Source organism: Rufibacter radiotolerans, from assembly GCF_001078055.1.
GTDB classification, from domain to species: Bacteria; Bacteroidota; Bacteroidia; order Cytophagales; family Hymenobacteraceae; genus Nibribacter; species Nibribacter radiotolerans.
In genome coordinates this window covers 2354040-2379589 of sequence record NZ_CP010777.1, presented here as the reverse complement: position 1 = coordinate 2379589, position 25550 = coordinate 2354040, and the positions used below count along the sequence as shown (strand labels likewise).

20 protein-coding genes and 1 tRNA gene are annotated in these 25550 nt (G+C 49.4%); 8 read left to right on the top strand and 13 right to left on the bottom strand.

Annotated features, from left to right (window positions below; all coding sequences use genetic code 11):
• Window position 1: 1 nt before the first annotated feature.
• Window positions 2-697: a glycosyltransferase family 2 protein gene (locus TH63_RS09925; RefSeq protein WP_048920815.1), complete on the bottom strand. Its 696-nt coding sequence runs from the start codon at window positions 695-697 to the stop codon at window positions 2-4.
• A gap of 200 nt (window positions 698-897) precedes the next feature.
• Between TH63_RS09925 and TH63_RS09920 the strand changes: the two genes are divergently transcribed.
• Complete coding sequence (locus TH63_RS09920) at window positions 898-1785, top strand: TolB family protein (RefSeq protein ID WP_048920814.1); 888 nt, start codon at window positions 898-900, stop codon at window positions 1783-1785.
• A 79-nt stretch (window positions 1786-1864) separates the two neighbouring features.
• On the opposite strand, the gene TH63_RS09915 is transcribed toward TH63_RS09920, so the two are convergent.
• The gene (locus TH63_RS09915) at window positions 1865-3172 is read right to left on the bottom strand and encodes a metal-dependent hydrolase family protein (protein WP_082161621.1); all 1308 of its coding nucleotides are present in this window, start codon (window positions 3170-3172) and stop codon (window positions 1865-1867) included.
• Window positions 3162-4088, bottom strand: coding sequence for a PhzF family phenazine biosynthesis protein (locus TH63_RS09910; protein WP_076606457.1), 927 nt, complete (start codon window positions 4086-4088; stop codon window positions 3162-3164). The genes TH63_RS09915 and TH63_RS09910 overlap by 11 nt, the downstream gene beginning before the upstream one ends.
• Window positions 4089-4494: 406 nt before the next feature.
• Here TH63_RS09910 and TH63_RS09905 point away from each other — a divergent pair, with 406 nt between their 5' ends.
• From TH63_RS09905 to csgH, 3 genes are all read left to right on the top strand, one after another.
• A complete protein-coding gene (locus TH63_RS09905) occupies window positions 4495-5742 on the top strand; it encodes a hypothetical protein (protein WP_082161620.1) in 1248 nt (415 codons plus the stop codon).
• An 88-nt stretch (window positions 5743-5830) separates the two neighbouring features.
• Window positions 5831-6415: a hypothetical protein gene (locus TH63_RS09900; RefSeq protein WP_156180515.1), complete on the top strand. Its 585-nt coding sequence runs from the start codon at window positions 5831-5833 to the stop codon at window positions 6413-6415.
• 61 nt (window positions 6416-6476) lie between these two features.
• The gene (csgH, locus tag TH63_RS20545; protein WP_048920809.1) at window positions 6477-6806 is read left to right on the top strand and encodes a curli-like amyloid fiber formation chaperone CsgH; all 330 of its coding nucleotides are present in this window, start codon (window positions 6477-6479) and stop codon (window positions 6804-6806) included.
• Window positions 6807-6924: 118 nt separating this feature from the next.
• Here the strand turns inward: csgH and TH63_RS09890 are convergent, their stop codons facing one another.
• Window positions 6925-7725, bottom strand: coding sequence for a DUF1206 domain-containing protein (locus TH63_RS09890; RefSeq protein WP_048920808.1), 801 nt, complete (start codon window positions 7723-7725; stop codon window positions 6925-6927).
• A gap of 1402 nt (window positions 7726-9127) precedes the next feature.
• Here TH63_RS09890 and TH63_RS09885 point away from each other — a divergent pair.
• Window positions 9128-9210 (top strand) — tRNA-Leu (locus TH63_RS09885).
• A gap of 202 nt (window positions 9211-9412) precedes the next feature.
• Here the strand turns inward: TH63_RS09885 and TH63_RS09880 are convergent.
• Genes TH63_RS09880 through TH63_RS09860 form a run of 5 tightly spaced genes read right to left on the bottom strand, consistent with a single transcriptional unit; the run spans window position 9413 to window position 17670 of the window.
• Entirely contained in the window at window positions 9413-10966 is a 1554-nt protein-coding gene (locus TH63_RS09880; RefSeq protein WP_048920807.1) for an NFACT RNA binding domain-containing protein, read from the bottom strand.
• Window positions 10967-10969: 3 nt separating this feature from the next.
• Window positions 10970-11731 carry an MBL fold metallo-hydrolase gene (locus tag TH63_RS09875; protein ID WP_048920806.1) on the bottom strand — a complete coding sequence of 254 codons (762 nt, stop codon included), beginning with the start codon at window positions 11729-11731 and terminating at the stop codon, window positions 10970-10972.
• The gene (locus TH63_RS09870; RefSeq protein ID WP_048920805.1) at window positions 11728-12006 is read right to left on the bottom strand and encodes a hypothetical protein; all 279 of its coding nucleotides are present in this window, start codon (window positions 12004-12006) and stop codon (window positions 11728-11730) included. Before TH63_RS09870 ends, TH63_RS09875 begins: the two co-directional genes overlap by 4 nt.
• A gap of 25 nt (window positions 12007-12031) precedes the next feature.
• Window positions 12032-12409 carry a response regulator gene (locus TH63_RS09865; protein WP_048920804.1) on the bottom strand — a complete coding sequence of 126 codons (378 nt, stop codon included), beginning with the start codon at window positions 12407-12409 and terminating at the stop codon, window positions 12032-12034.
• Between the two features lie 2 nt (window positions 12410-12411).
• Complete coding sequence (locus TH63_RS09860; protein WP_082161618.1) at window positions 12412-17670, bottom strand: PAS domain S-box protein; 5259 nt, start codon at window positions 17668-17670, stop codon at window positions 12412-12414.
• Between the two features lie 161 nt (window positions 17671-17831).
• On the opposite strand from TH63_RS09860, the gene TH63_RS09855 reads away from it, so the two are divergent.
• Both TH63_RS09855 and miaA read left to right on the top strand, forming a co-directional pair.
• On the top strand, window positions 17832-18914 hold the full coding sequence (locus TH63_RS09855; protein ID WP_048920803.1) for a glycosyltransferase: 1083 nt from the start codon (window positions 17832-17834) through the stop codon (window positions 18912-18914).
• A gap of 3 nt (window positions 18915-18917) precedes the next feature.
• On the top strand, window positions 18918-19847 hold the full coding sequence (gene miaA, locus TH63_RS09850; RefSeq protein WP_048920802.1) for a tRNA (adenosine(37)-N6)-dimethylallyltransferase MiaA: 930 nt from the start codon (window positions 18918-18920) through the stop codon (window positions 19845-19847).
• Window positions 19848-19931: 84 nt separating this feature from the next.
• Here miaA and pfkA read toward each other — a convergent pair whose 3' ends face one another.
• A complete protein-coding gene (gene pfkA, locus TH63_RS09845) occupies window positions 19932-20903 on the bottom strand; it encodes a 6-phosphofructokinase (protein WP_048920801.1) in 972 nt (323 codons plus the stop codon).
• A 304-nt stretch (window positions 20904-21207) separates the two neighbouring features.
• Between pfkA and TH63_RS09840 the strand changes: the two genes are divergently transcribed.
• Window positions 21208-21636 carry a tellurite resistance TerB family protein gene (locus TH63_RS09840; RefSeq protein ID WP_048922724.1) on the top strand — a complete coding sequence of 143 codons (429 nt, stop codon included), beginning with the start codon at window positions 21208-21210 and terminating at the stop codon, window positions 21634-21636.
• Here the strand turns inward: TH63_RS09840 and TH63_RS09835 are convergent.
• The 3 genes from TH63_RS09835 to TH63_RS09825 all read right to left on the bottom strand — a co-directional run bounded on the left by TH63_RS09835 (window position 21633) and on the right by TH63_RS09825 (window position 25491).
• The gene (locus TH63_RS09835; protein WP_048920800.1) at window positions 21633-22280 is read right to left on the bottom strand and encodes a hypothetical protein; all 648 of its coding nucleotides are present in this window, start codon (window positions 22278-22280) and stop codon (window positions 21633-21635) included. The two genes, TH63_RS09840 and TH63_RS09835, sit on opposite strands and share 4 nt — an antisense overlap.
• 98 nt (window positions 22281-22378) lie before the next feature.
• A complete protein-coding gene (locus tag TH63_RS09830) occupies window positions 22379-24136 on the bottom strand; it encodes an SLC13 family permease (RefSeq protein WP_048920799.1) in 1758 nt (585 codons plus the stop codon).
• A 161-nt stretch (window positions 24137-24297) separates the two neighbouring features.
• Window positions 24298-25491 carry an aspartate aminotransferase family protein gene (locus tag TH63_RS09825; RefSeq protein WP_048920798.1) on the bottom strand — a complete coding sequence of 398 codons (1194 nt, stop codon included), beginning with the start codon at window positions 25489-25491 and terminating at the stop codon, window positions 24298-24300.
• Between the last annotated feature and the right edge of the window lie 59 nt (window positions 25492-25550).

Sequence of the window (25550 nt, the reverse complement as noted above, 5' to 3'; positions counted from 1 at the left end):
GCTACTTTTTGAAGTAATACTTTCCTATGGTCCAGAGGATCTTGTAACCCGCCATGATGACGCCTTTCACCGTGCCAGACACCTTAGACACCCCAATCCGCTTGCGGTAGGTCACGGGCACCTCCACTGATTTTAGGTTGTGTTTAGCGGCTTTCACCTGCATTTCCACGGTCCATCCGTAGTCACGGTCCTGCATGTTGAGCTGCACCAGGGCCTTGGTGGTAATGGCCCTAAATGGGCCGAGGTCTGTGAAATTTGCGTGATAGAGGTGGCGTAGCAGGGTGGTAGCCAGCCAATTCCCGAACACCTGGGGCGCGGTCATGGAGCCTCGTTCCCGAACCCCCAAAGCGCGGGAGCCAATGACCATATCTGCGCCCTGGGTTAGAATAGGCTGCAGCAGCAAGGAAATTTCTTCGGGGTAATCTGAGTAGTCGCCGTCCATGAAAACGATAACCTCTGGGGGCGGAGATTGTTGCCGGGCGTATTGAATACCGGTGAGGCAGGCCTGGCCGTAGCCTTGCCGCGGTTCCGGTATTACAGTAGCCCCGGCCGAAGCGGCTACCCGCCCTGTATTATCAGTGGAGTTGTTGTCTACCACAATGATTTCCTGCACCAGGTCCAGGGGAATATCGGCTACCACCTTGCCAATAGAAAGGGCCTCATTGTAGGCCGGAATAATGACTTTAATATGCGTCATGCCAATATTTAGGTACTCAAAGATGGGTAAATTCAGGCGGTTAAACTAATTTGCCTGACTATCTGTAGGACAGAGCCGCGTTTTGGGCGCGTTGGTCCTTAAGAAATTTAAGTGGGGATATGAGTCTCAGTTGATTGCCTGAAAATCGACCTTATCTTAAAATATATGTTAAATAAAGTTATCGTTTTTACATTTCCTCTATGAAATTCATTCCTCAGATTTTCCTTACCCTACTGTTGGGGGCAGGGACCCTTCCGGTCATGGCCCAAGCCATACCAGATACCGAGATCTTTCTGGTTTCGCTTAAAACCAAGCAGCAAGATGTGCAGGTAGGGAAGCCTATGAATGTAAGCCAGCGGTCTGGCTATGACAATCAACCCAGCTTCACGCCAGACGGAAAATCTGTGTTATACACGTCCCAGCGCGATGGAAAACAGACCGATATCTACCAGTATCTGCTGAAAAAAGAGAAAACGGTCCAACTCTCCAATACCCCTGAAAATGAGTATTCGCCGCTGGTAACCCCAGACAGAAAAAGCTTTTCAGTGGTGCGCGGCAAAGAGCAGGACCTATGGACGTTTCCGTTAAAGCCAAACAGTGAGCAACCCAAACTGCTGCTGGATTTCTCGCAGTTGGTCGGCTACCATGTCTGGTATAATCAGGACTCGCTGCTGATTGCGGCCTTCCCCGATAAGCCTCCTATGGCCCTGTATCTGACCAAGCCCGGCGAAGGAGAAGGGGTAGTTTTAGAACCTTCCATAGGCCGAAGCCTGCAGAAAGTGCCCTGGCAACCGGCCATTAGCTACGTAGTACCCCTCTCAGATTCTGTAAGTGTTATCAGGCAGTGGAACATGAGAACAAGTCAAAGCGAGTTGCTTATTGAGGGATTGGCGGGCAGCCAGGATGTTGCGTGGTTCCCAGATGGTCGGCTGCTCATGGCGCAGGGCACCAAGCTTTACGTCTGCCGGCCAGGTACAGGCGCGCAGTGGAAAGAGGTAGCAGACCTGGCTAGTGCGGGCATCATGGGAATAACCCGGTTGGCGGTGAGCCCTAAAGGCGATTATCTGGCCTTTGTAGCCAACCAGTAGCCCAAGAAAGCGCCGCCGTTTTAGGGCCGTTTTCTGGAAAACGGCCCTAAAACGGCGGCGCTGGTATTTATTCTAAAGTCTAAGGTTGCCGGAAGATTTGGCCGCCTTTCATGACCAATTGCACCTTACGGGTAGCGGAAATGTCTTGAGTAGGGTCACCGGTAACTGAAATAAGATCGGCGAGCAGGCCTGCTTTTATCATGCCCAGGCGCTGGTCCAAATGGAAGCGTTTGGCATTGCCCGCGGTGGCGGCCTTAAGTACGTCTAGCGCCGACATTCCGTAGTTGACCATCATCTCCATCTCGCGGGCATTATCACCGTGCGGGTACACGCCTACGTCTCCGCCCATCACCAAGGGGACTCTGGCTTGAAGCGCCGCTTTGAAACTGGCCCTTTTCTGCGTGATGCGGGCAGGTTCTGCGTCCTGGCCTTTGCGCCAGCCGTTGTACTGGAGAATGGCATCGCCGGCAGCGAGGGTAGGGCAAAGAGCCACGTCTTTCTTCGCCATCAATTTCAAAACCTCTGGGGTGGCACCGTCTCCGTGCTCAATAGTCTCTACGCCGGCTTCCGCGGCCCGGCGCATGCCCTCTGGGGTGCTGGCGTGGGCTACCACTGGCCGACCGCTGCTGCTGGCGATCTCCACAATCAGTTTTAGCTCCGCAAGGGTGAAAGTGGGCATGGCCTCACCGTTAGGTCCCCAGCGGTAATCGGCGTACACTTTCACAATGTCGGCACCTTTGCCAATCTGGTCACGTACCGCGCGGTAGATGGCGTCTATGCCATCGGCGGCTTCGGCGCCCTGGGGTACCTCAAAGGCGGGGTCAAACCCTTTGGGGCCATAGCTGCCAGTGGCAATAAGGGCTTTACCGGCCACCAGCATCCGGGGACCGGGAATAATGCCCTGGTCAATGGCTTGTTTCAGGCCTACATCGGCGTATTCGGCGCCTTCAGAGCCCAGATCACGCACGGTGGTGAAGCCAGCCAGCACCGTGTTGCGGGCATGTACGGTGGCTCGGGCCACCCGAAGGGCATCGGCTTCCTTCAATACCTGGTCGTTCCAGGGTGTTTCATTATAAGGGTGCAGCAACAGGTGGGAATGGCCTTCAATAAAGCCTGGCAGCAGGGTTTGGCCTGGCAGATCCAGAACTCTGGCGTTAGCCGGAATGGTAATAGAATTGGCGGGGCCGACGGCGGTAATGAACTCGCCCTGCACCACAACCTCCCAATTGGTATGAAGGGTGTTTCCGTCAAAGACCCTGCTGGGTTTTAACACGAACACCGTGTCTGTTTTGGGGCCGTTTTGGCCAAAACACACCTGAAACGCAAGGAGAAAACACAGCACCGCAGAAAGTAATCCCCGGAATTTATGGAATGGATTAACGCACATACCATTCTCCTTTCGCGATTAACTGCACCTGGCCGCCAACGTTGATGTCATACTGGTCTCCGGAAACGCTGCCGCTTACTTTGACGGTGGCGTTGCGATGAATCTCATAGCCCTGCTCTACCAACAGCTTCAGGTGGTCCTTTCCAAAATACTGGTGCTTGAGCAGGTAACTTAACAGGCACCCGTTGGCGCTTCCGGTGGCCGCGTCTTCAATGATCCTGCCATTCTCCAGGGCCAGCATGCGGGCGTTTACCTGGTGGTCTGGAGTATAGGTCTCCGGGCAGAAGAAATAGAAAGCCACGGTAAGGGCATCGGGGCGTTGGGTTTTGTACAGGCCGTGCCGCTGCAGAAAGGCCAGGACCTTCTCTGGGTGGAGGGTGAGTTGCTGTATGTCCGTTAAGGTCTGTAACGGAATAATCAGGAAGGGTAAACCCGTGGAAACTTCCTGCACCGGAAAATCTGGGTGGATGGCCGTTAAAGGCAGCCCCATCACTTCTGCTATTTCCTTTTTTGGAAGCGGGTCCTGAAAAGTTGGGTTCATCTGCCGCATCATCAGAAAATTTGGCCGGTCTCCAGAGTAAGCCAGGGTGACGGGTATGCTACCCACCTTTAACTGCAGGCTCAGCTCGGGCACAGGCTTTTGTAGCAGGAACTGCTGGATCACGTAGGCAGTGCCCAGGGTAGGGTGGCCGGCAAAGGGCACTTCATACTCCACCGTGAAGATCTTCACCTCAAAATTCTCCTGGGTACCCTGATCTGACAAAATGAACGAAGACTCCGCAAAACCAATCTCCTGGGCTATCTGCAGCATCTGCTGGGTGGTTAACCCTGCCGCATTGAGGAAGACGGCCAACTGGTTCCCCCGGTAAGGGGTGTTGGCGAACACGTCAACAATGTAAAAAGGTAATGTTTGCATACCGGAAAGTTAACTGGACCAATGGAAAAAATAACCTTGGTTCTACTTAATCAAGGTGAAAACGTGAAGTTGGGTGTACGGATCTCTGTAAGGACAAGTATTACCCCTGAAAGAGGAAATCAAGGCGAACCTTGCGTTTGGCCAAACGCAATTAATAATCAATAGTAAAAATAAAAGAAATTTTATAACTATGATGGAGAGGTTTTACTTGAAGTATCGTATGTTAAAATACCTAAGGGCTATATATAAATATAATATGTTAAGTAAAAAGTTATATATAAAATATAAATAATTGTATTTATAAATTTATTGTTGTAACAATACCAATTTAAGTTTGTATAATTGCAATAAGTAATCCTTATATGTTATTCAATTATCATTTCTTAACCCCTAATTTTAAAACCTTATGAAAAAATCATTTATCTGCGCAGGAGTGCTGGCAATTCTTTTGTCAAGTTCAGCCATGGCTCAAAACACTGCTATTACCTCTCAATATGGAGATGGTAACGTGGCCTCCACCACGCAAGCAGGCGGAATCTTTAATCTGGCTATGATCAGTCAGGTTGGTGAAGGAAATGACGCAACCGTCACTCAAACAGGTAGCTGGGTAAATACCGCTATCGTGAATCAACTAGGCTACTATAACATGGCCTGGATTGATCAGGTTGGGGGCATCATCAATGTAGCTGATATCTATCAGGAAGGTGGTTTAAACATGGCCTCAGTCTATCAAGCTTTTGGCGAAGATAACAGAGCGGACGTGGACCAGTTTGGCGCTTGGAACATGGCTGCTATCAACCAGTTGGCTGGATATGATAATGGTGCAGACATAGACCAGGATGGCTACTATAATGTTGCCAGCATTTTCCAGGATGGAGGGGAATTTAATGATGGGCAAATTGACCAGACTGGGGTTGCCAATGAAGCCTGGGTTGCCCAGGTTGGGGGCGAAGAAAATGTGGCCAGCATAAGACAATACGGCTGGGAGAATTATGCTGAAACCGAGCAGCTAGGCGGAGACGAAAACTATGCCGACATTGACCAGGATGGCGACTATAACTCTGCCGCTATCTACCAAGAAGGGGGTGAGTTCAATGATGCGGACATTGACCAGGATGGTGATGCCAACTCTGCCAGTATTGAACAGATTGGTGGTGAGGATAATGACGCTGAAGTTGATCAGGAAGGATACCTGAATGATGCCTATATCCTGCAATTAGGCGGTGGTGACAACTTGGCGGGCATTGATCAGGTTGGAGAAGGCCATACTGGTACTATTCTGCAAGCCGGCTGGAACAACCAGGGTTATATAGCCCAAACCGGACTTTATAACTCTGCCAGCACCTGGCAAGTAGGTGACTATAACTATGCCATGACCACCCAATCTGGTGAATTCAACGTAGGTTTAGTTACACAGTTGGGGGTTGGCAACTACGCTGAACTGAATCAAAGTGGTTATGATGGAATTGGGGTTATTACACAAAATGGTGAAATGAACTCAGGTGTTATCAACCAGAGCGGCGCCCTCAATAATGCCTTCATGTACCAAAATGGTTGGTATAATACTGGTACCATTAACCAGGCCGGTGTAATGAATACCGCCCTCATGAACCAGGTAGGGGTAGGCAACACTGCAGTTATTACCCAATTTTAAGCTTTAGGTGTCTGTTAAATCTCTGGGCATGCCTAAATGGTATGTCCAGAGATTTTATATTAAGTACATGTGCAAAGCAAAAGCCACTATGAAAACCCCCTATACGTTACTTTTAATTATTTTCCTGTTATCCAACCTGGTAGCCTTTGGCCAGGTTACCAGAAATGAGGAAGAACTTGTAAAGCAACTGAAATCTGACCGATTCACGGAGGTGGTGGCAGGCGCCACTCTGCGGCAAGAGGCTTTGGTTTCCCAACAGGGGACTGGTAATAAAGCAACTGTTACCCAAGGGAGCATTTCCTCCCAAAGAAATGTGGCGTATCTGGTGCAGGTTGGCGCCTACAATAATGCCAGTCTGGTCCAACAAGGTCAGGGAAACAGGGCCGCCGTGCGGCAGGTGGGGACAGGCAATGAGTACAAGGGGCAGTTTAACGGATCTAACAACGTGACCAACGTGCTCCAGCAAGGTTCCTCCAATAACATAAACCAACGGGTGGAAGGCAATAGCCTGGAATACACCTTAATTCAGTTGGGAAATAACAATTCCATCCATCAGGTAGAAACGGCTCCCTCTTCAAAACCCTATCAGGTCATCCAGCAAGGCAATAACATGAACATCACGATTGAGCAAAGTAACTGGGGGCTTCCTCCGGTTACAGTTACCAGACAATAGCATTTTCAGTTTTACCTGGCAGCAGAAGCCCTAATTGCCAACTCCACAGCCTTAATTTCTTATGAAGGATGTAAAGGAATTGAAGTCCTCTAAACGTATCATAGCTCACATAGAGGCTTTTCTAAAAAACGGAGCTCTTTTGGTTCTAAACAGTTTAGAGAATAGGAGCACCTGCAATGCGGAGTTCGCCTATACCTTCAATTGTGCCTGTACCGGAAGATCAGGTACTATGGTTAACCGCCAATCTGGAAAAGCAATGGCAGCTGCCGGGCAGAAGAGAATACTCTCAAAAACAGCCCTTTCCTTTATTCCTGGGGACCAGTATTGCATAGACCTGGTAATCTTTAGCCAAGGTGAGCAGATTGCAGAACATTCCCTTTCCTTTCCATAAGAAAAAAGGCTTTTTTTTAGAAAACGGGTACAAAACAAAAAACGGATATCTGGTAGGCATTTTTACTGCCGCCAGACACCCGTTTTTTTAATGCCTCTGTTTAGGAAGCTAAAAGAATTTAGTCAATAGAAATGTCACTGTATTTGGCTTGCACAAACATGAAAATGCCATAGCCCATTAAGCCAATGGCCACAACAGCCAATAGGATATTCCCGAAGGGCGAAGTTTGGAGAAAGGAAAATGCGCCTTCGGTGCCTTCTGCTACTTTAGGTCTCTGCAACCAGGCTGCCCGCACAAAAAGGAAACCAATAATACCAAACACCACTCCTCTGGAAATATAACCTGCCTGTCCGGCTTTTTTAAGAACGTCAAATTTATCTCTGGGTAAACCGGAAACGTCTTTCATAAAAGAGGCGGTGACCCCCTTGGTGATTTGGTAAATTCCGTTGCCTATGGTCATTAATCCTATGGCAATGGCTAACCATTTTCCAAAAGGCTTTTCCAATAATTCAGCTACCAAAGTTTGTTCTTTTGAAGACCCAACTGATCCGCCCCCGTTGCCTGTTCCAATTTTAAAAGCCAAAAAAGCTAATGAAGCATAAAGCAATCCACTAAAGGCATAGGCTATTCTTTTACCGGTTCCCTTTGCATTGGTGCCTTTATGCTCCGTGTCTTTAATGGCCTGGGTAAATCTCCAGAGGCTATACCCCACTAAGCCAACGGCTAATAGGGATAATAAAAAACCACCTCCAGGTAGCTCTTTTACTTGCATGAAAGCATCAGAATTAGAGGCTTTTTCGCCGCCCAGACCCAAGGCTGCCATGGCTGTTAAGATGCCTACCAAAAAATAAACCACTCCCTTTGCTATATAACCTACTTTGGCAAATGATTCTATCCAGTGTTTTTTCTGCTGGTCCATGATGTGTTTTCGGTGAGAAGTAAGGATTGAGAAATGTTCTCGGGGTTAAACGTTAGTGCTATAATTAAGTTGACGGTGCAATTTATTTTGAAATCTGTAAGCCTGAGATCAGTCTTTCAAATAAACGGCTTGGACAGCTACTTTAAAAGGAATAAAAACAATTAAAAAATTATTTCCAGAAAATGAATTTATGGGGCATTGCCATCTAATATCTTTTGATAAGTTTTTTAGCAAACGAACCTCTCAAACATAAAGGAATACCCACGCGGCAGGGAAGGGAGCAATTTTGGAATTCAAACCTTGTTAAAGCCAGTAGCTAAGATATGTGTCATAAACAACTGATGGGGAAACTATTATAATATGCAATCTGCAGATATGATTGAAGTAGTCTGGCCTTAGCAAGACGATTCACCCTTTCCGCTATATCCCTGTCCAAACTTCTACCTGATGCCTCGCTTCTCTTTGAGGCAAGTTGGAAGGAGAAATCTATCAATCCAGAAGTTAACCTGAATACGGTTAAACTAATATATAGTTGTTTATGCGATTTTTGTTGTTTTACTGATTGAAAGAATTTCGATTCAAATGCCTTGCTAAAATAGTTGAAGCTTCTATTTTGTTTGTTCAATTAGATTGAAATAGTAAGTACATTAAATTGCATAAAGTTTGTTTAGTGGTAATGATAAAATGAATTAGAAACTGTTTTAAATCGGCCGTTAGGTATTTATTTTTATAAGATATGCATTTAATTATAGTGTTTTTTAGTTTGCGTTATTAAGCGTTATTAAGGTTGTTTGTGTTTAATAACTTGAAATTATAATGAGTTTTTCTGAATTAGATAAATAGCGTCTTATCTGATTGATAATATTAATTTAATTTATAATTATAACAGTAATAATACCAAAGCGTTTACTTGATAATCAAAACTCAAAATGACCTGATAAAATTGTCGTGAGTTAAACGTGTTTTAAGTCGGCTCGCCTCATGAAAGGTGCAGCCTAAAAGTTTTGGTGGACGGCACATTAGGAAGCCTAAAAACAACTTACTACCGATATCCTTACAGAAGTCAAGCCTGCTTATATGTTTAGGTTTTATCCAAAGAGAAGTAATCGCAAAAAGTTTTAAGAGTGACTTTTGGTGATTCATTTCTGCCCTTACCCCAAGACGTTCTAGGAGTGAAAATTGGCTCAGCCTATACGATGGTTCGTATTAAAGGGGGGTTATAAGAGCTGTTAGTAAAAAGTCGCAAATGTGGGAGATGCGGAGCAAAAGTAAGATGAGGCTTTTTTTTTGTCATGATTTCCGGGGAAAGATTTCAGAAAGGGCTTGCAGGAACCAAAAGGATAAGATAAATTTGTACCACAAAAGAGGTGCTGAATAAGCTTTAACGCCTTTTTTTAGTTTTGCGCACGTGGTGAAACTGGTAGACACGCCATCTTGAGGGGGTGGTGCCCTACGGGTGTGGGAGTTCGAATCTCCCCGCGCGCACAATGAACAAAAGCCCTGTAACTTAATAGTTACAGGGCTTTTTGCTTTTAGGCCGGTTTACTTTCAAGTGGGCCGAAGCATTGCGCTGACTTAAACCTCAGTTTAATGGGAGAGAAACGCATAGTATAGATTCCCGTTTTACAGCCGTTTTCTTAAAAAATAGCCCCAAACCAGAAAATAGAAGACTGTCAAAGAAGTGAGGCTATCGTAAAGGGTTCTCCGGCTTCACCAGAACCACTTTCTCCCGCTCCACAAACACAGAACCAGGAGCGGCGCCTTTTGGCTTCCTAACGTATTTTTTTGGCGTATAAAGCACAGGGCACAGGCTGTCGTTCTTGCGTTTGGAGTAAAAGGCGGCCAGTTGTGCCGCGGTTTCTATCACCGGCATAGGAAACGGCTTTCCAGGTTGGAATTTAATGATCACATGAGAGCCGGGCACATCTTTGGCATGAAGCCAAAGATCATCTTTGTGCGTGTGTTTAAGCGTAAGCTTGTCGTTTGACTTGGCGTTTTTGCCCACCAATACTTTAAATCCCATCACCTCAAAGGCATAGTAAGGCAAATCTACCTGTTGGGCGACCGTTGCTGGGGCGTGTTGCTTCAGGAACTGCCGTAGCTCCTGGGCGGTATGCAGGCCTTCTAAGAGTTTCAGGTGAGAGGAAAGGCGTTCTACTTCCTCTTCCTTCCGGGAAGCCCTTTCCTGAAGAAGCCGTAATTCTATCTGTTGGTTTTTGGCTTTCTTGTACAGCCGCTCAGCCGTCTTCTGGGGCGTCTCAGTGGCGTGTAGTTTGACAAGTCGGTTGGCGTCCTGGTAGAAATCATACAACTCTACCTCCTTGCTGCCGGCGGGGATGTTGGTGAGGTTGGCCATGATCACGTCGGCGGTGCGGGAGTAGGGGGTGCCGTGGTGCCAATGCTCCAGCTGTTCCTGTATCTGATACCAGATCTTCTGGGCACCTTCCAACTGCTTGCTTAATTGCTTATGGGTAGCTGTGTAGTTCTTCTGGAAATACTCCTGTGACCGGTATTGAGGTACAAAAGCATTCAAAGCTAGTATGGGGTCAGTAAACGTCTCCTGTATGCTCCCAACTGGAAGCAGGGAAAGGCGCAGAAGCTTTTGGTAGGTAGTGAGGTAATAATGGGTAGGGTTTTCCAGTACTTGCAACATGTCCTGCACCAGTTGCCACTGCTGCTCAGGCGTCAAGGCACCATAGCCATGCTCCTCCAGATAAGCCCAAGGCAGATCGCCTAAGGTTGGCAACATTTTGCGCAGTTGGAGTGGGTCTTTCAGGAAGGTTTCCTTTTCCAACTGGAAAGACTGGTCCATGTGCCGGTAATCCAGCGTCAGGTCCTTTATCAGCTTGCGGTGGAAAAGTTCTACCGCCTCCTCCTCTACAAACAACACCACGTTTGAGCGGTTCCCAAACAATTTGAACAGCAGCACTTTTTGGTGGGTGAACCTAATGTAAAAGCTGCGTTCCTGCTGGTGCACGCGCACCTCTTGCACCGTTTCGCCTAGCAAAGCCGGAAACAGGTCCACAGAGTTCTGCCGGGCCCGGTTGAAGGACTGCGGGAACTGGAGGCTGGAAAAGGTGGACGTCTGAATGGCTTTCAGGAAAAACTCCTGCCCCTCTTTAGCAAAGGCCAGCACTAGCTCATCTTTTTCCTGGCTAAAAGCCGCCTGCAGGGTAAAACCCCGCATGGTAGCATCCAGTTTATGGGCTAGTTTTCGTAAAAAGAAGAAATTCTGATGCACAGGTTATAAAGTAAAGGAAAGGCCGTCATAAGCCAAGCGCACGTGAGCGGGCAATTCCTGCTCCACCAGCCGGTGCTGGCCCAACAGGTGACTGATGTGGGTGAGATACCCGTGCGTGGGGTGCACCTCCTCCAGCATGGCCAGGGCCTCTGAAAGCGAGAAATGGGAAATATGGGGTTCTTTCCTGAGCGCGTTCACCACCACCACCTTAGACCCCTTGATCTTTTCCTTCTCTACGTCTGAAATAAAGTTGGCGTCTGTGATGTAAGTGAAATCGCCAATCCGGAAGCCGTAGACCGGCAACCGGTGGTGCATGACCAGTATAGGGGTGACGGTAATGCCTTCCACGTCAAAAGGCTCATTCTGGATAGGATGAAGCTCTACCTTAGGTACCCCCGGGTAATTGGAATTAGTGAAAATATAACTGAATTCCTGCTGTAACTGGGTTAAGACCCGCTGGTCGGCGTAAAGGGGCATGTCAATGTGCTGCAGGAAATTAAAGGCCCTGATATCATCTAACCCGGCGGTGTGGTCTTTGTGCTCATGGGTGAACAGGACGGCGTCTAACCGCTTTACCCGCTCCCTGAGCATCTGTTGCCTGAAATCTGGCCCAGAGTCAATGATCAGGCTTTTGCCGTCTACTTCCACCAACACCGATACCCGCAGGCGCTTGTCGCGGTAATCTAAGGACCGGCACACCTCACATTCGCAGCCTATAACGGGTACGCCCTGAGAGGTGCCAGTTCCTAAGAAAGTTACTTTCACGGGGTGGTTAAGGTTTGGTTTTTTATGGCCAGGAAAAGCTCCTGGCTTTCAGGGCGCAGGCTCTCCGGGCTGATTTCCACGGCCCGGAGAATCTCCACTAAGCAATTGATTTTCCCCTCCAGGGGGAAGTATTTATTTACTACGGCAACCTTGGTGTCTTTCAGGAGACAGAACCCCGACTTAAAAGTGCCTTTCTCATAACGCAGCATGTACTCCGACTCTGCAAAAATATCTTCTAACCGGGTCAAAAAAGGCCGGGTATACTTCAGCTGCATAAACTAGGACTATAATTACTTCTTATTAGTGAACGTACTCCTTCACCGTCTGTACCAACATGTCAAAATCCAACGGCTTAGGCAGGTAAGCATTGATACCAGCCTCCTTGAATTGCTCCAGGGTGTAGTTGTTGGCATTCCCGGTCACGGCAATGATAGGAATATTTTTAATATCTGGGTTTTCACTGGCCCTGATCTCTCTGGTACATTCCATCCCGTTTTTCACCGGAATGTTAAGATCCATGAGAATAGCGTCAATTTTCTGATCCTGAATCTTCTTGAGCACCTCGCCGCCGTTCTTGGCAGATACTACTTTGTAGTTCTGGAGTTCAAGGATTTTCTTGGTAAGATTCAGAATTACAGAACTATCCTCTGCAATTAAAATGGTTTTAGAATCGGCCATGGTTAGTTTGATAAGATTTTGTTTCTATAGTTTGTCCTAAAGTTAGTAAAACTTGACTCTAAATCAGAAAAGGTATTACTTACTAATGTTAATTTCCCTTTTAGGATATCATGTTCCAGTTCCTTGGCAATAGTGGAGACAGAATCCAGGCCAAGGGTAGAAGCTGTACCCTTAATTTGATGCAGTGTACTTAAAATGCCCGTATAATGTTGTGCGGCCACTTCTTTTCTGGCTTCTTCTAAAAGTTCAGCGGTTTCCTCTTCAAAGTCCACATATAACTGCAACGCAAATTCATCTCCGCCAATACTCCGCAGTTGGTCCACCACATTCATGTCTAATTGGAGGCCATTCTGCTCTGGGGCCGCGGCACTAACAGGCTCAGCTGTTTGAGCGCCTGACTCCACGTTATGGCCATACCACCGCGAAATACGGTCATACAGGTCAGAGATCTTTACCGGTTTTGAAATATAATCATCTAAGCCTTCATTCATGAATTTTTCGGCGTCGTCTTTCATGGAGTAGGCTGTCATAGCCACAATTGGCGGACAGTTGGTGCCCAATAGCTTTTTAAGCTCGTGGGTAGCCGTTACGCCGTCCATTTCCGGCATCTGAATGTCCATGAAGATGAGGTCATACCGGTTCTGGCTTGCCAAGTCTATGGCCTCATACCCATTGGAGGCCACATCGGCCTGGCAGCCCATGCGCTCCAGTAGCTTGAGGGCTACTTTCTGGTTGATCTGGTTGTCATCTACCAGCAGCAGGTAAGGAGAAGGCTCAAAATGGCCCACTTCCTCCAATTCCTTAGAAGAAATCAGCTGCTCATTAATCTGGGTGATGTTCTCGGCTTCCTGGCAGACAATGGTAAACCAGAAGGTACTGCCCTGGCCTGCCTCAGATTCCACGCCAATGCTTCCGCCTAGCAACTCACTAAGTTGCTTGGAGATAGCCAGGCCAAGGCCCGTGCCGCCAAATGATTTGGAAGAGGAGTTGTCTAACTGGGTGAAATTGGTAAACAGTAACTGAATGTCTTCCTCACTAATACCAATCCCCGAATCCTTCACCCGGAACTCCAGCAGGTGTTTGTCTCCTTCACCGCCCAATCTGCTTACCTGTACGTGCACGCTGCCCTCATTGGTGAACTTGATGGCATTAGAGGTAAGGTTAGAGAGCACCTGCAGCAACCTGGTCTCATCTGTGATGATGTACCGTGGTGTGTCTTCAGAAATATCATAGGTAAAGGAAAGGTCCTTCTGCGTAGCCCGGTTGGCAAACAGGGAATGAATCTTCTCCAGGCTGTAGAAAAGGTCTATGCCCGTGAGGTTCAACTGCAACTTACCGGCCTGTATTTTGGAAAGGTCCAGAATGTCATTCAGGATTTCCAGCAGGGCATCTGAAGATTTGCGCAGGGTGTCAATATAATCCAGCTGCTCCTCATTGGCTACGGTATGGTGCAACAGGTCAATCATGCCAATGATACCGTTCATAGGCGTGCGCAATTCGTGGCTCATGTTGGCCAGGAATTGGTTTTTCACCTGCAAAGAGGTCTCCGCGAGTTCTTTGGCCCTGATGAGTTCGCGCTGGGTGTCTTTCAGTTCAGTAATGTCACGGCAAACCCCTTCAATGGCAATGGCTTCCCGGTTTTCATTGAAAATAAGGCGCGAGTTGATCAGGACTTCAATCTCATGGTGGTTCTTGGTACGCAGCGTGGTTTCAAAGTTACGTACACTGGTTTGCTTGAAAAGCATGGCCAGCAGTTGCTCTCTGTCCTCCCCGTGCACATACAGGTTGCTGGCGTTCAGACGCATGGCCTCGCTTTGGGAATAGCCCAATACCTCCTGCACCGATGGGCTGATCAGTTGGAATTCCCCATCCAGGCTGGTTTTGTAATACAGGTCCTGGAAGGATTCAAAGATCTGCCGGAATTTCTCCTCGTTCACGGCCAGGGCCAGTTGGGAGATTTTCTTTTCAGTGATATCCAGGGCAATAGCCGAAACGTCCTCAAAGCTGCCGTCTTCCAGGTAGATAGGGTTCAGCAACACTTCGCGCCATTGACTGACGCCGTTCCCTTTGTCCAGCTCAATCTCAAACTGCTGCGGCTCCCCAGCAAACGCCAATTCATAGGCACTCTTGATCAAACCAAAGGTCTCCTCTGAGATGAAAGCCCCCGTAAGCGTACTTAGTTTCATGCCTACCGTGGCTGTCTTGCCAGACCAGGAATAGACATCATTGAAGAAATTCTGGTTATAGGAAGTAAGCTGGAAATTACGGCTGATGGACCACATTAAGTGGTTACCGCTCTCAAAAATAGCCTTTAACCTAGCGTTCTGAATGGTGATTTGCTCCTCATTCCGTTTCCTTTCAATGGCCAAGGCCACCTGGTTAGAGATGAAGTGCAGGATCTCAATATCGGTCTTCACATAGGCTTCCGGGTTCTTGTAATCCCGTACCGCAATCACGCCAATAATGCGTTCGCCAATGGAAAGAGGGGAAGAGAGCATTACTTCCGGCACAATGCCGTTCACCTCAATTTTCCCTTCCTCCACCAGCTTCATGAAATCTGCCTTAGAGGCATAAAGCGGCTTTCCGGTCTTGATTACGTACTCGGTCATGCCCAGAGAGAATGGCCTTGGGGCCGCCGGTATGTTGGAAAGCTGGTCTACATAATATACAAAGTTGATGGCGTTCTTCTCCTCATCAAACAGCGCAATGTAAAAGTTGTGCGTCTCTATAATCTTGCTCAGTTCCCGGTGAATGGCGCTGTATAGAGACGGTAAATCTTTGGAGCTGATGGCCAGGTTGGCAATACTGTAGTATACCTTCTGCAGGCGCTCCGCCTTAATACGGTCTGTGATATCATGGAGAATGGCACGCGTAGCAATAGGTTTGCCGTCTTGCCAGCTACAGTTAATACTGCCAATCAAGTGAATAGGCTTCCCACTTTTGGTCAGGAAAACCGTTTCTATCTTGTTGACATCCTCACCTTTGTACAGGTTGCGGAGCTGGTAAATGAGCTTGGCCTTGTAATACGGGTGCACAATGTCATTGAGCGTAAGGTTCTCAATGTCAAAGTCATTGTACCCCAGTTTCTCTTTCCAGGCCCGGTTTACGAAGATGAATTTATTGTCGGTGGAGATGTTCTGGATAAGGTCATGGGCATTGTCAAAAAGATCCTGCAGGCGTATCTTGTTGTCTTTCAGGGCCTCCATGGCAATGCGCTTGTCGGTCATGTCTTTACCCACGGCGGTAATACCAATCACCGTTCCTTCGGCGTCCATCTCAAACATGATGTTCCAGCGCAGGATCTTTACCGATTTGGACTTGGTGATAAGGTCCCACTCATAGTAGCTGCGCAACGACTGCGTCTGCAGGGCCTTTCTGATCTCCTGTATGCGGCCGGGTCTTTCCCTTTCCGTCACGAAGAGCTCATAATAGTTCTGGCCCACCACTTCCTCCCGCTTGTAGCCGGTGTATTGCAGGAAATAGTCATTCACGTACAAAACACGCAGGTCCAGGTCCATGCTCACGTAAGCCAGGTTCACCTGACTCAGGAAGGAACGGAACTGGTGCATGGATTCCCGCAACACCTCCTGCCTTCTCACTAGCGCCTGGGCTTCCTTGCGAGAGGTGATATCCCGTACTATACATTGCACAAAAGACACCCCTTCCAACTGAATAGCACTGAAACTGATCTCAGTATCAATGATGTTGCCATCGCTTTTTTCAATCCGCCATTCCAGGCTGCGGGGTTGCCCGTCGGCCAGGGTGCCTTCAATCATCTGCAGGGATTTTTCCACGGACGAGGAATTGTCTGCCTGCAGGCCCGGGGAAAAGTCTGCCAACCGCTTGCTTATGATATCCTGTTTGTCACAGTCCAACAAAACCGTGGCCTGGAAATTACAGTCGGCAATCTGGGTATTGTTCAGCAGGAAAATAGCGTCATTAGAAGACTCAAACAGGGTCTTGTATTTGCCTTCTGAATAATGCAGTTCCTGCTGGAGCTCAAAGCGGGAGAGAATAGAGTTGATCTCAAACCCCACCAGGTTAATGAACTCCGTGAGCGTGCTGGTCATGTTCTTGGCATCATCAATCAGGAGAATGATGGTGGCCAGGAAACGCTTATCTGAGCAGATGGGCATGGCCAGCACTTCGCGCTTGTTGAATAAGTGCTGGAAATTGCGGGAGATACTCAGCAAAGACCGGTTTTTGCTTTTATTTTCCAACTGGGCCAGGAATTCGGTTTTTAAGGCCAATACGCTCTGTTCCTGCAGTAAAATGGAGTTTTCCCCCTTGCTGGTCACCAATTGCACCATGCGGCTGGCCGGTTGGAACACGTACACGCCGCCGCCGCTGATATTGGGGTGCTGCAACAGGGCCTCCAGGGTCACCGAAAGAATATCCTCGGCGGTTTTAAGGTTGATGAGTTTGGGGGTAAGCTTGCTAATGAACTCCTGCTGCTCCTGGCGCTGCCTGCCTGCCTCGGCGTGACCTTTCATGTCTTCCATGGGCTTGGCGGTCCCCAGCACTACTTCCTGGCCAAAGTATTTTCCGCACCTGAAAGACAGCCACAGCGGGAACAGAGTCCCGTCATTTCCCTTAAACCACCAGTCAAAGCGCTGGGTTTTCCCTTCGCAAGCCTTTAGAATCCGTTTCCGGAAGGCGATTTTTTCTGAGGGGTTCAGGTCAAAGGCCTCAAAGACGCTCTTGCCCAGCAGGCTCTGTTTCTCTATCTGGATGAAGCCCAGAGCTTCTTTGTTGATGTCAATGAACATGCCGCTCTTGTCAAGGATGAACAAGGGCTCATTGCTGTCTTCAAAGATGCTTCGGTAACTGGATTCTGAGGCGAACATGTCGCCTACGGGCATTACCTCGGCTGAGGCGGCTCGGGCGGCAATATAGAGTAGTTCATGCCCGTCTTGTTTGATCAGGCTGGACTTAAAATACAGCAGGTGGGTTTCTGGTAAGCTTTGCTTGGGCTGCAAAAAGCCACTTATGTTTTTGCGTTTGTGCAGCAGCCTTAGGGTTTTCTCAAAAACAGGGAGGTGCTTTTCATCCAGCAGGTCTTTGATATTCAAGTCTTCAGCCGGGCTTTCCCCCTCAAAGAAAACTTTACGGGTTTGCTTGTTCACGGCCAGAATAGTGCCGTCTGGGGTACATACCAGCATGTATTTACGGCTTCCACTTACGTGTTCCGCTAAATCTATTAACTGCTCGGCCGCCGCAATCTCTGCTTTTCGCTCCTGCGATGCATTCCTTGTTATCATACCCTGTATTTCTGCTGTTTCTTATGAGTGCCTTCACCTCAATAAAGGCACTTGGCTGAAAATAATCTAATTTAGCAAAATTATAAGAATTATTGGTTATTCAAACCCTTATCATAGCCAATTGAAACCGCCTGAACTGCCTCTGGAGAGGAATTAAAAATATGGGTAAATCCATTGTCTTTACGGTGACCACAGACCTGAACCACGACCAGCGGATGCGCCGGATTGCGGGCACCCTGGCTGCGGCCGGCTACCAGGTTACCCTGCTGGGAAGGCAACTGCCCGCATCAACTCCCCTGGAGGAGCAACCCTTCAAGCAGCACCGGTTTACCTGCTTCTTTTTAAAAGGCCCTGGCTTCTATCTGGAGTATAACCTTCGACTGCTCTTTTGGTTTATGCGGCATCCGTTTGACCTGTACGGGGCCATTGACGCAGACACGGCCCTGGCCGGCATCTTTACCTCCTGGTGGCGGCGCAAGCCTTTGGTGTATGACGCGCATGAGTTTTTCCAGGAGTTGCCGGAGGTAGTCCACCGGCCGCTGGTAAGAAAGCTATGGGCCTGGGTAGAGGATTTGGCCTTTAAAAGAGCCACCCTGGCCTATACCGTGAGTGTCTCCCTGCAGGAGTATTTCCAACAAAAGTACCAAAGGCCAGTGGCGCTAATCCGGAACATGCCCCTGCGGCAGACGGCCCATTCTAAACCCAAGACGCCTCCATTTTTTATTTATCAGGGTTCCCTGAACGTGGGCCGGGGGCTGGAGTGCACTATTGAAGCTATGCAACACGTACCGGCCCAACTGGTGATTTGCGGCGAAGGCCCCCTAAAGGCCCAATTGCAAAATTTAACCTATAGGTTAGGCTTAGAACAGAAGGTACTTTTTAAAGGCAATCTGGCCCCGGCGGCCCTGGTCCAACTCACAGCTTCTGCCCTGGGCGGTGTCATGCTCCTGGAGAAAATGGGGTTGAGTTATTATTACTCCCTGGCCAATAAATTTTTTGACTACGTACAGGCGGGTATCCCTCAGGTGTGCGTTCCTTTCCCGGAATACCGGCTGTTAAACGCCCAATATGAGGTGGCCCTGATGGCCCAGCCCCAGGTACAGGATGTACAGGACGCTATGCTAAAGTTGCTGCAGGATGCTGAACTGTATGGCCGCCTGCGGGAGAATTGCCTTTTGGCGCGGCAGGAGTGGTGTTGGGAAAAGGAAGGCCAGCGGTTGGTAGAGCTTTATAATAAACTATAGAAAATGAAGGAGAAGCGTTATTTAGTGGTGGTGGTGGGACCTACGGCCGTGGGTAAAACAGATTTCTGCGTGCAGCTGGCCCGGCATTTTTCCACCGACATTCTATCCATGGACTCCCGGCAGTTATACAAGGAACTGAGCATTGGCACGGCCAAGCCCACGCCGGAGGAACAGGGGGGAGTGCCTCACCATTTTATTGATTCCCATTCCATTTTAGAGGAATACAATGCCGGGAAGTTTGAGGCGGACGCCAAAGGATTGCTCCAGACTTTATTTAAAACCCACCAGGTGGTGATTGCCACGGGCGGCTCTGGGTTATATGTGCGGGCCTTATGTGAAGGCCTTGATGAAATGCCGGAAATTCTGCCCGGTGTACGGGAAGAACTGACCCAGCGTCTGGAGCAGGTAGGGCTGGAAAGCCTGGTTACGCAATTGCAGCTTTTAGACCCAACCTACGCCGCGCAGGTAGATACCCAAAACCCGCAGCGCGTCATTAGAGCATTGGAAGTTTGCCTGAGCTCCGGACTGCCGTATTCCTCCTTTAGGGCCGGGAGCAAAGGGCGTGAGCAGGAGTACACCCTTATCAAGATTGGGCTGAACCGTGACCGGGAGGAACTGTATGCGCGCATTAACCAGCGCATGGACCAAATGCTGGACCAGGGGTTGCTGGACGAGGTAAAACGGGTGTTGCCTTACCGGGAGCACCAGGCGCTGCAGACGGTGGGGTATACAGAGCTGTTTCACTACCTGGACGGGCTGTATTCTTATGAAGAGGCGGTTAGATTACTCAAACGCAACAGCCGCCGGTACGCCAAACGCCAGCTCACCTGGTTTACCCGGGACCCTGAAATCACCTGGTTCCATCCATCCCAATATGAAGAGGTGGTCGCGTACCTTGAGGCGAAAATGCAAGCTGGAGAGGGGCAAGAGTAAAACCTGCCCCAAATGCAAAAGCCGTTTTAGGGCTGTTTTTGAGAAAACAGCCCTAAAACGGCTTTTTAAAAGTGTGGCTAGAAACTAGTTGCTTAGAATCTGCACCAACTTCAGGAAGCTTTCACTGATAGGTTTCTTTTTGGTGATGGTGTCATGGAAAGGGGTGTAGACAATCTCTCCGTTGATCACGCCCACCATTTCATTGGTGCGGCCGGCCATCAAACCCTCCACGGCGGCCATGCCCATCTGGCTGCTGAGCAGGCGGTCGGCGGCGGTAGGGCTTCCGCCCCGCTGCACGTGGCCAATAATGGTTACTTTGGCGTCCATCTGCGGAAGGGCCTGCTTCACTTTAGCGGCAATCTCGGTGGCACCGCCTTCGTCATCGCCTTCGGCCACAATGATAATGAACGAGGTTTTGGAACGGCGCCAGCCTTGCTGTAAAGTTTCAATCACCTCAGGCATAGAGGTAATGGTCTCCGGGATCATCACCATTTCGGCCCCGCCGCCAATGGCGCAGGGCATGGCAATGTAACCAGAGTCACGGCCCATCACTTCCACAAAGAACACGCGCTCATGGCTATCGGCGGTGTCTCTGATCTTGTCAATGGCGTCCAGGGCGGTGTTCACGGCGGTGTCATAGCCAATGGTGTAATCGGTGCCGTAGAGGTCATTGTCTATGGTGCCGGGGGCGCCAATCACGGGTATGCCGTACTCCTCATGGAAGATCTGGGCACCGGTAAAGGTCCCATTTCCGCCAATGGCCACTATGCCGTCAATCCCGAACTTGGAAATCTGGTCATAGGCTCTTTTTCTACCTTCGGGGGTCTGGAATTCAGGGCAACGCGCCGATTTAAGGATGGTACCGCCTTTTTGGATGATATTGCTGACGGAGTGGGAGAATAACCGGAAGATCTCTCCCTGAATCATGCCATTATAACCACGGCCAATGCCGTAAACTTCTAATTTGTGGTAAACTGCTGTACGTACTACGGCACGTATACAAGCATTCATACCCGGGGCATCTCCCCCGGACGTAAAAACAGCTATTTTTTTCATGTTGTTACAAATACGGAGTTGCAAAGTAAGGCATTACCTAAGAAAACTCAAGCATATATCTATCAAGTTGACCTTAAAAAGATATCATTGGCTGACCCAGGAGGTACAGCATTTTACAGGCTATTTTCTCAAGAGGGTCTCCTACACTGCTAATTGTAAAAAAAAGCAAAGCTTTTCAAGGGTTCATGCAGCGTTTGTCTCAGAATTTCGTAAATTATGTTGTCTGAACCCGCTGTGAAGATTTTTTGAGGAAGGAGCGCCCTTGGCCCACTATTTCTTTCATTCCACCAATTTTAAAAACCCTATGTTTTCTATTTTTGAAAGTGAGGAAACAAAAAGGCTGAAAAGCCACATCGTGAACCTGGGGGCCCTGGCCAAAATAGACGGGCACATAGATGCGGCTGAAATGGAGCACATTATCTCTATTGGGGAAAGGAAAGGAATGCGCGCCCAGGACGTAAGGTCTCTGCTGGCAGACGCCGAGAACATAAAGCTGTCTATGCCCAACAATGACCTGGACCGCTTTGACCAGATCTATGATTTAGTGGAGATGATGCTGGCAGACGGTATTGTAGATGACAGCGAGATGGACTTCTGCATTGACCTTGCCACTAAAATGGGTTTCCGGAAAGCCGTGGTGGGGGTGTTGATCAAGAAAATAACCACCGGGGTAAAAGACGGTCTAAGCCGCGAGGAGATTAAGCAGGAAGCTATTAGTTTTCTGGAACTCTAACGGCTGGTCCTAGCCCCTGATTCATTTTTCCTGAATTTGCTGTCCTCCCAAATATAATACGCCAGGGATTCATCTTTTCCTACAGAAACCGCGTCTTGCGGTATGACCCTTTCCTTTTTCAGGACTTGGTCATAATACTTGCCAGATTTCTTGGCCAGCATTAAATACCGGTTGCTTCTCTTTTTGCCTTCCTGGGTTATTAAAGCATTCTTCTCCAGCAGGTGAACCTCAAAATCATCGCCCGTTTTGTTTTTAAGGAAAGCATAGATATAGGCGGTGTCCTTTTCCACTATTTGCATAGCGTAATCCTGCCCTTGGTCACTGTTGAAATCAGCTTGCAGAAAATAGGGGCCTTGCTCTTCTTTGGGAACCCGGGCCAGATCCTGGTCAGAGAGGGCCGGGAATTGCCAAAGGCCATGGGTACGGTCCAGGTACACTTCCAGCTCGGCGGGGAGTTGCTGCTTTTTGTCTACCGGAAGGCCGGCGTTGGTGTCTGTGCCGTCCTGGCGGGCATTGTTCACAGAATCTGCTACCTCTGCCAATGCGGAATCATTTTTGGCGGGGAGTGCCGTTACTTCCTCCTTGGCATTGTCTGCGCCACACCCAAGCAATACAAGTAGCGGTAAAAAAAATGTTCTGTTCATAGGGAGCCTGTTTAGTAAAGCAATACGTCGGGCCTGAGGCACAGTTCTGCGTCAAACCCGTTTATGGGCCATTTTTCCTAAACCAAGGCTAAAACAGGTTACAGCGGCCAGAACATTGGCACAAGGAATAAGATGATGGCAATAAGCAGCAGCGTAAGGCCAGACCCTATCTTCAGGAAATCCCGGAACGTGTACTTGCCGGGGCCATACACCAGAATACAGGAAGGCTCAAACGGGGTGATCAGCGAAACGGAGGCCGACAGCATAATAGCGATGGCAAACGTGCGTGGGTTGGCGTCTAGCTGAATGGCGGTTTGCAGCGCTACCGGCAATACCACCAACGCGGCGGCGGCGTTAGACATGGGCTGGGTCAGGAAGACCGTGAGCATCACAAAACCCGCCAGAATCACCAGTAAGCCAAAAGGCTGCAGCAAGTGCACAATGAAGTCGGCCAGGAACTTGTCTGCCCCGGTATTCTCCATGGCCATGCCGAAGGCCGTCATGCCCCCAATCAGAATCAATAACCGCCAATCTATCACCTGGTAAGCCCGGTCTGTTGAGATACACTTGAACAGAACACTTAGCACGGCTGCCCCCAGGAAACAGATAGACAAAGGTAAAATGCCCACACTGCCCAAGATAATGGCCAGTATGAAGAACCCCAGCGTGAGCAAGCCTTTACGCTCTTTGAAGAGAATAGGCTTGAACTCATCCAATACGGCCAGGTGCTGGTTCATTTTGAGGTACTCCAGCCGTTCCCCAGATCCTTGCACCAGCAGAAGGTCTCCCAGTTGCAGCTGCACATCGCCAATCTTGGTCCTGATGGTTTCACCCTGCCGGGATACCGCCAACACCACCAAGCCAAAGCGGCGCAGAAATTCCACCTGCCTGATGGTATGCTTGAGTAGATCAGACTTGCCCGTAATGAGGATCTCCGCCAGACGGATGTCACCACCCACCAGGTCGTCCTCCACAATCACGTCGGCCAGAATCTTGATGCCCTTGGTTTCCTTTACCTTGATCAGGTCGTCCATTTCCCCTTCCACCAGAAGCACGTCATTAGTCCTGATGCGGGTGCGGTAATCTGGCAGAAAATTCTCCTTGTTCCTAATGATGTTCAGGATGCGGAACCCCATTTTAGATAGGTCTGAAGTAAAGGCAATCTGCCCGATCAAGGGCGAATCTTCCTGCACTAGGATCTCCGTGAGGTAGGTTTTGATGTTGTATTTGGTGGTAAGGCCCTGGGAAGAAGTCTCTGGCAGCATGCGCCGGCCAATGGTCATCATATACAGCACGCCTACCGCAAAAATAATGAGGCCAATGCCACTGAACTCAAAGAACCCGAAGGGCTCATACCCGGCCTTGGCCATGTACCCGCTCACCGCCACGTTGGTAGACGTACCAATAAGCGTACAGGTACCCCCCAGAATAGAAGCGTAGGCCAGCGGCATAAGGTATTTAGAGCTGCTGGTCTTCATTTTCTTGGCCACGCCCACAATAGGCGTCACAAAGAGGGCCGTCACGGTGGTGTTGTTCATGAAGGCAGAGACCAGGCCCGGAATCACCATAATGAAAAGGAGCAGCGTGAGGGGTTTATGCCCGGTGTGCCGCATGAGCCAGTTCACCAGAAAGTCCAGCACCCCGGTATCTTCCAGGGCGGCGCTCAGCACAAAGATGGAGGCCAGAATGATGATAAAGTCACTGCTGAACCCGGCAAACGCTTCCTCTGGGGAGATGATTTGCGTGCTGGTAAGGACAATGAGCAGTATGAGCGTGACGATATCCACAGAAAGTTTTTCTGAGGCAAACAAGGCGATGGCAGCCAGCAGTAAAAACAAGACAAGGGCAATCTCCATTGGGGAAGCGCAGGTTTAAGATTGGGAAGCGTTTTCTCCTGAAAGAATGGAAAAGCAGAAATCAGGCAACGCCGGGTAGCAATTGGCCTTTTTACTGAAACAGGGGGTAAAAGGTTGGATATTGTTAAGAAGTCTTTTGGATAAGTTTTGTAAAAAACGGGCTAAAAACGCACTTCCTCTTCAATGGCCCTAAGAACCAGCACACAGGCCTCGTCAATCTCCTCAAAGGTGATGGTAAGGGGAGGGGCAATGCGCATGGAATTGTCACAGAATAGAAACCAGTCCGTGAGCACGCCCTTTAAAATAGCGTTGTCAATGATAGCTTTCAAAATATCAAAGGATTCGAATTCCACAGCCATCATGAGGCCCAGGTTTCTGATCTCTTTGATGGCCGGGTGCACCAACCGCTCCTTGAACCTTGCCGCCTTGGCCGGCACCTGGGCCAGCAGCCCTTCCTCCAGGATTACCTGCAGGGTAGCCAGCGAGGCCGCGCAGGAAACAGGGTGCCCGCCAAACGTGGTGATGTGGCCCAGCATAGGGTCGTTCTTAAGCGAATGCATGATTTCCTGCCGGGAGATGAACGCCCCGATGGGCATGCCACCGCCCATGCCCTTGGCGCAGGTGAGAATGTCAGGCACAATGCCACACTGCTCAAAGGCCCAGAACGTACCGGTCCGCCCGAAACCGCTCTGGATCTCATCCAGGATCAGTAAAGCCCCCACTTCCGTGCAGCGGGCGCGCAAGGCTTGCATATACTCCTGGTCCGGCACCCGTACCCCGGCCTCGCCCTGCACTGTTTCTAAGATCACGGCCGCGGTGCGGGAAGTGATTTGCTGCAGGTCCTCCATAAGGTTGTGCTTGATATGGCGCACGTCTGGCAGCAAGGGCCGGAATGCCCGCTTGAAACTCTCAGAGCCATTCAGGGAAAGGGCGCCCTGGGTAGAGCCGTGGTAGGCATTGTTAAACGCAATCAACTCTGTGCGGCCCGAAAACCGCTTAGCTACCTTGCAGGCGCCTTCTATTGCCTCACTACCCGAGGAGACGAAATATACATTGTCCAGGCTTGCCGGCAGGGTCTGGGCCAGTGCGTGCGCCAGCCGGGCCGGGGTGGCCTGCACAATCTCACCGTACACCATCAAGTGCAGGTATTTGCCCAACTGGTCCTGGATGGCTTCCAACACCTTAGGGTGCCGGTGGCCCACATTGCTCACGCCAATTCCCGAGATAAGGTCCAGGTAGCGTTCCCCGTTGGGGCCGTACATGAAAACTCCTTCGGCGCGTTCCACCTCCAAAAGCAGAGGGAAATCTGTAGTCTGGGCTTGGTGCTGCAGGAAAAGTTGGCGGGGCGATAGCATAGGTGAAAAGGGTGATTAGGCCGTAAAGTTACGCAGAAAGCCCACACCTGCTACCTTTT

Coding starts and splice junctions, on each gene's coding strand:
- TH63_RS09925 (WP_048920815.1), bottom strand. CDS start 697: ATGACGCATATTAAAGTCATTATTCCGGCCTACAATGAGGCCCTTTCT.
- TH63_RS09920 (WP_048920814.1), top strand. CDS start 898: ATGAAATTCATTCCTCAGATTTTCCTTACCCTACTGTTGGGGGCAGGG.
- TH63_RS09915 (WP_082161621.1), bottom strand. CDS start 3,172: ATGTGCGTTAATCCATTCCATAAATTCCGGGGATTACTTTCTGCGGTG.
- TH63_RS09910 (WP_076606457.1), bottom strand. CDS start 4,088: ATGCAAACATTACCTTTTTACATTGTTGACGTGTTCGCCAACACCCCT.
- TH63_RS09905 (WP_082161620.1), top strand. CDS start 4,495: ATGAAAAAATCATTTATCTGCGCAGGAGTGCTGGCAATTCTTTTGTCA.
- TH63_RS09900 (WP_156180515.1), top strand. CDS start 5,831: ATGAAAACCCCCTATACGTTACTTTTAATTATTTTCCTGTTATCCAAC.
- csgH (WP_048920809.1), top strand. CDS start 6,477: ATGAAGGATGTAAAGGAATTGAAGTCCTCTAAACGTATCATAGCTCAC.
- TH63_RS09890 (WP_048920808.1), bottom strand. CDS start 7,725: ATGGACCAGCAGAAAAAACACTGGATAGAATCATTTGCCAAAGTAGGT.
- TH63_RS09870 (WP_048920805.1), bottom strand. CDS start 12,006: ATGCAGCTGAAGTATACCCGGCCTTTTTTGACCCGGTTAGAAGATATT.
- TH63_RS09865 (WP_048920804.1), bottom strand. CDS start 12,409: ATGGCCGATTCTAAAACCATTTTAATTGCAGAGGATAGTTCTGTAATT.
- TH63_RS09860 (WP_082161618.1), bottom strand. CDS start 17,670: ATGATAACAAGGAATGCATCGCAGGAGCGAAAAGCAGAGATTGCGGCG.
- TH63_RS09855 (WP_048920803.1), top strand. CDS start 17,832: ATGGGTAAATCCATTGTCTTTACGGTGACCACAGACCTGAACCACGAC.
- miaA (WP_048920802.1), top strand. CDS start 18,918: ATGAAGGAGAAGCGTTATTTAGTGGTGGTGGTGGGACCTACGGCCGTG.
- pfkA (WP_048920801.1), bottom strand. CDS start 20,903: ATGAAAAAAATAGCTGTTTTTACGTCCGGGGGAGATGCCCCGGGTATG.
- TH63_RS09840 (WP_048922724.1), top strand. CDS start 21,208: ATGTTTTCTATTTTTGAAAGTGAGGAAACAAAAAGGCTGAAAAGCCAC.
- TH63_RS09835 (WP_048920800.1), bottom strand. CDS start 22,280: ATGAACAGAACATTTTTTTTACCGCTACTTGTATTGCTTGGGTGTGGC.
- TH63_RS09830 (WP_048920799.1), bottom strand. CDS start 24,136: ATGGAGATTGCCCTTGTCTTGTTTTTACTGCTGGCTGCCATCGCCTTG.
- TH63_RS09825 (WP_048920798.1), bottom strand. CDS start 25,491: ATGCTATCGCCCCGCCAACTTTTCCTGCAGCACCAAGCCCAGACTACA.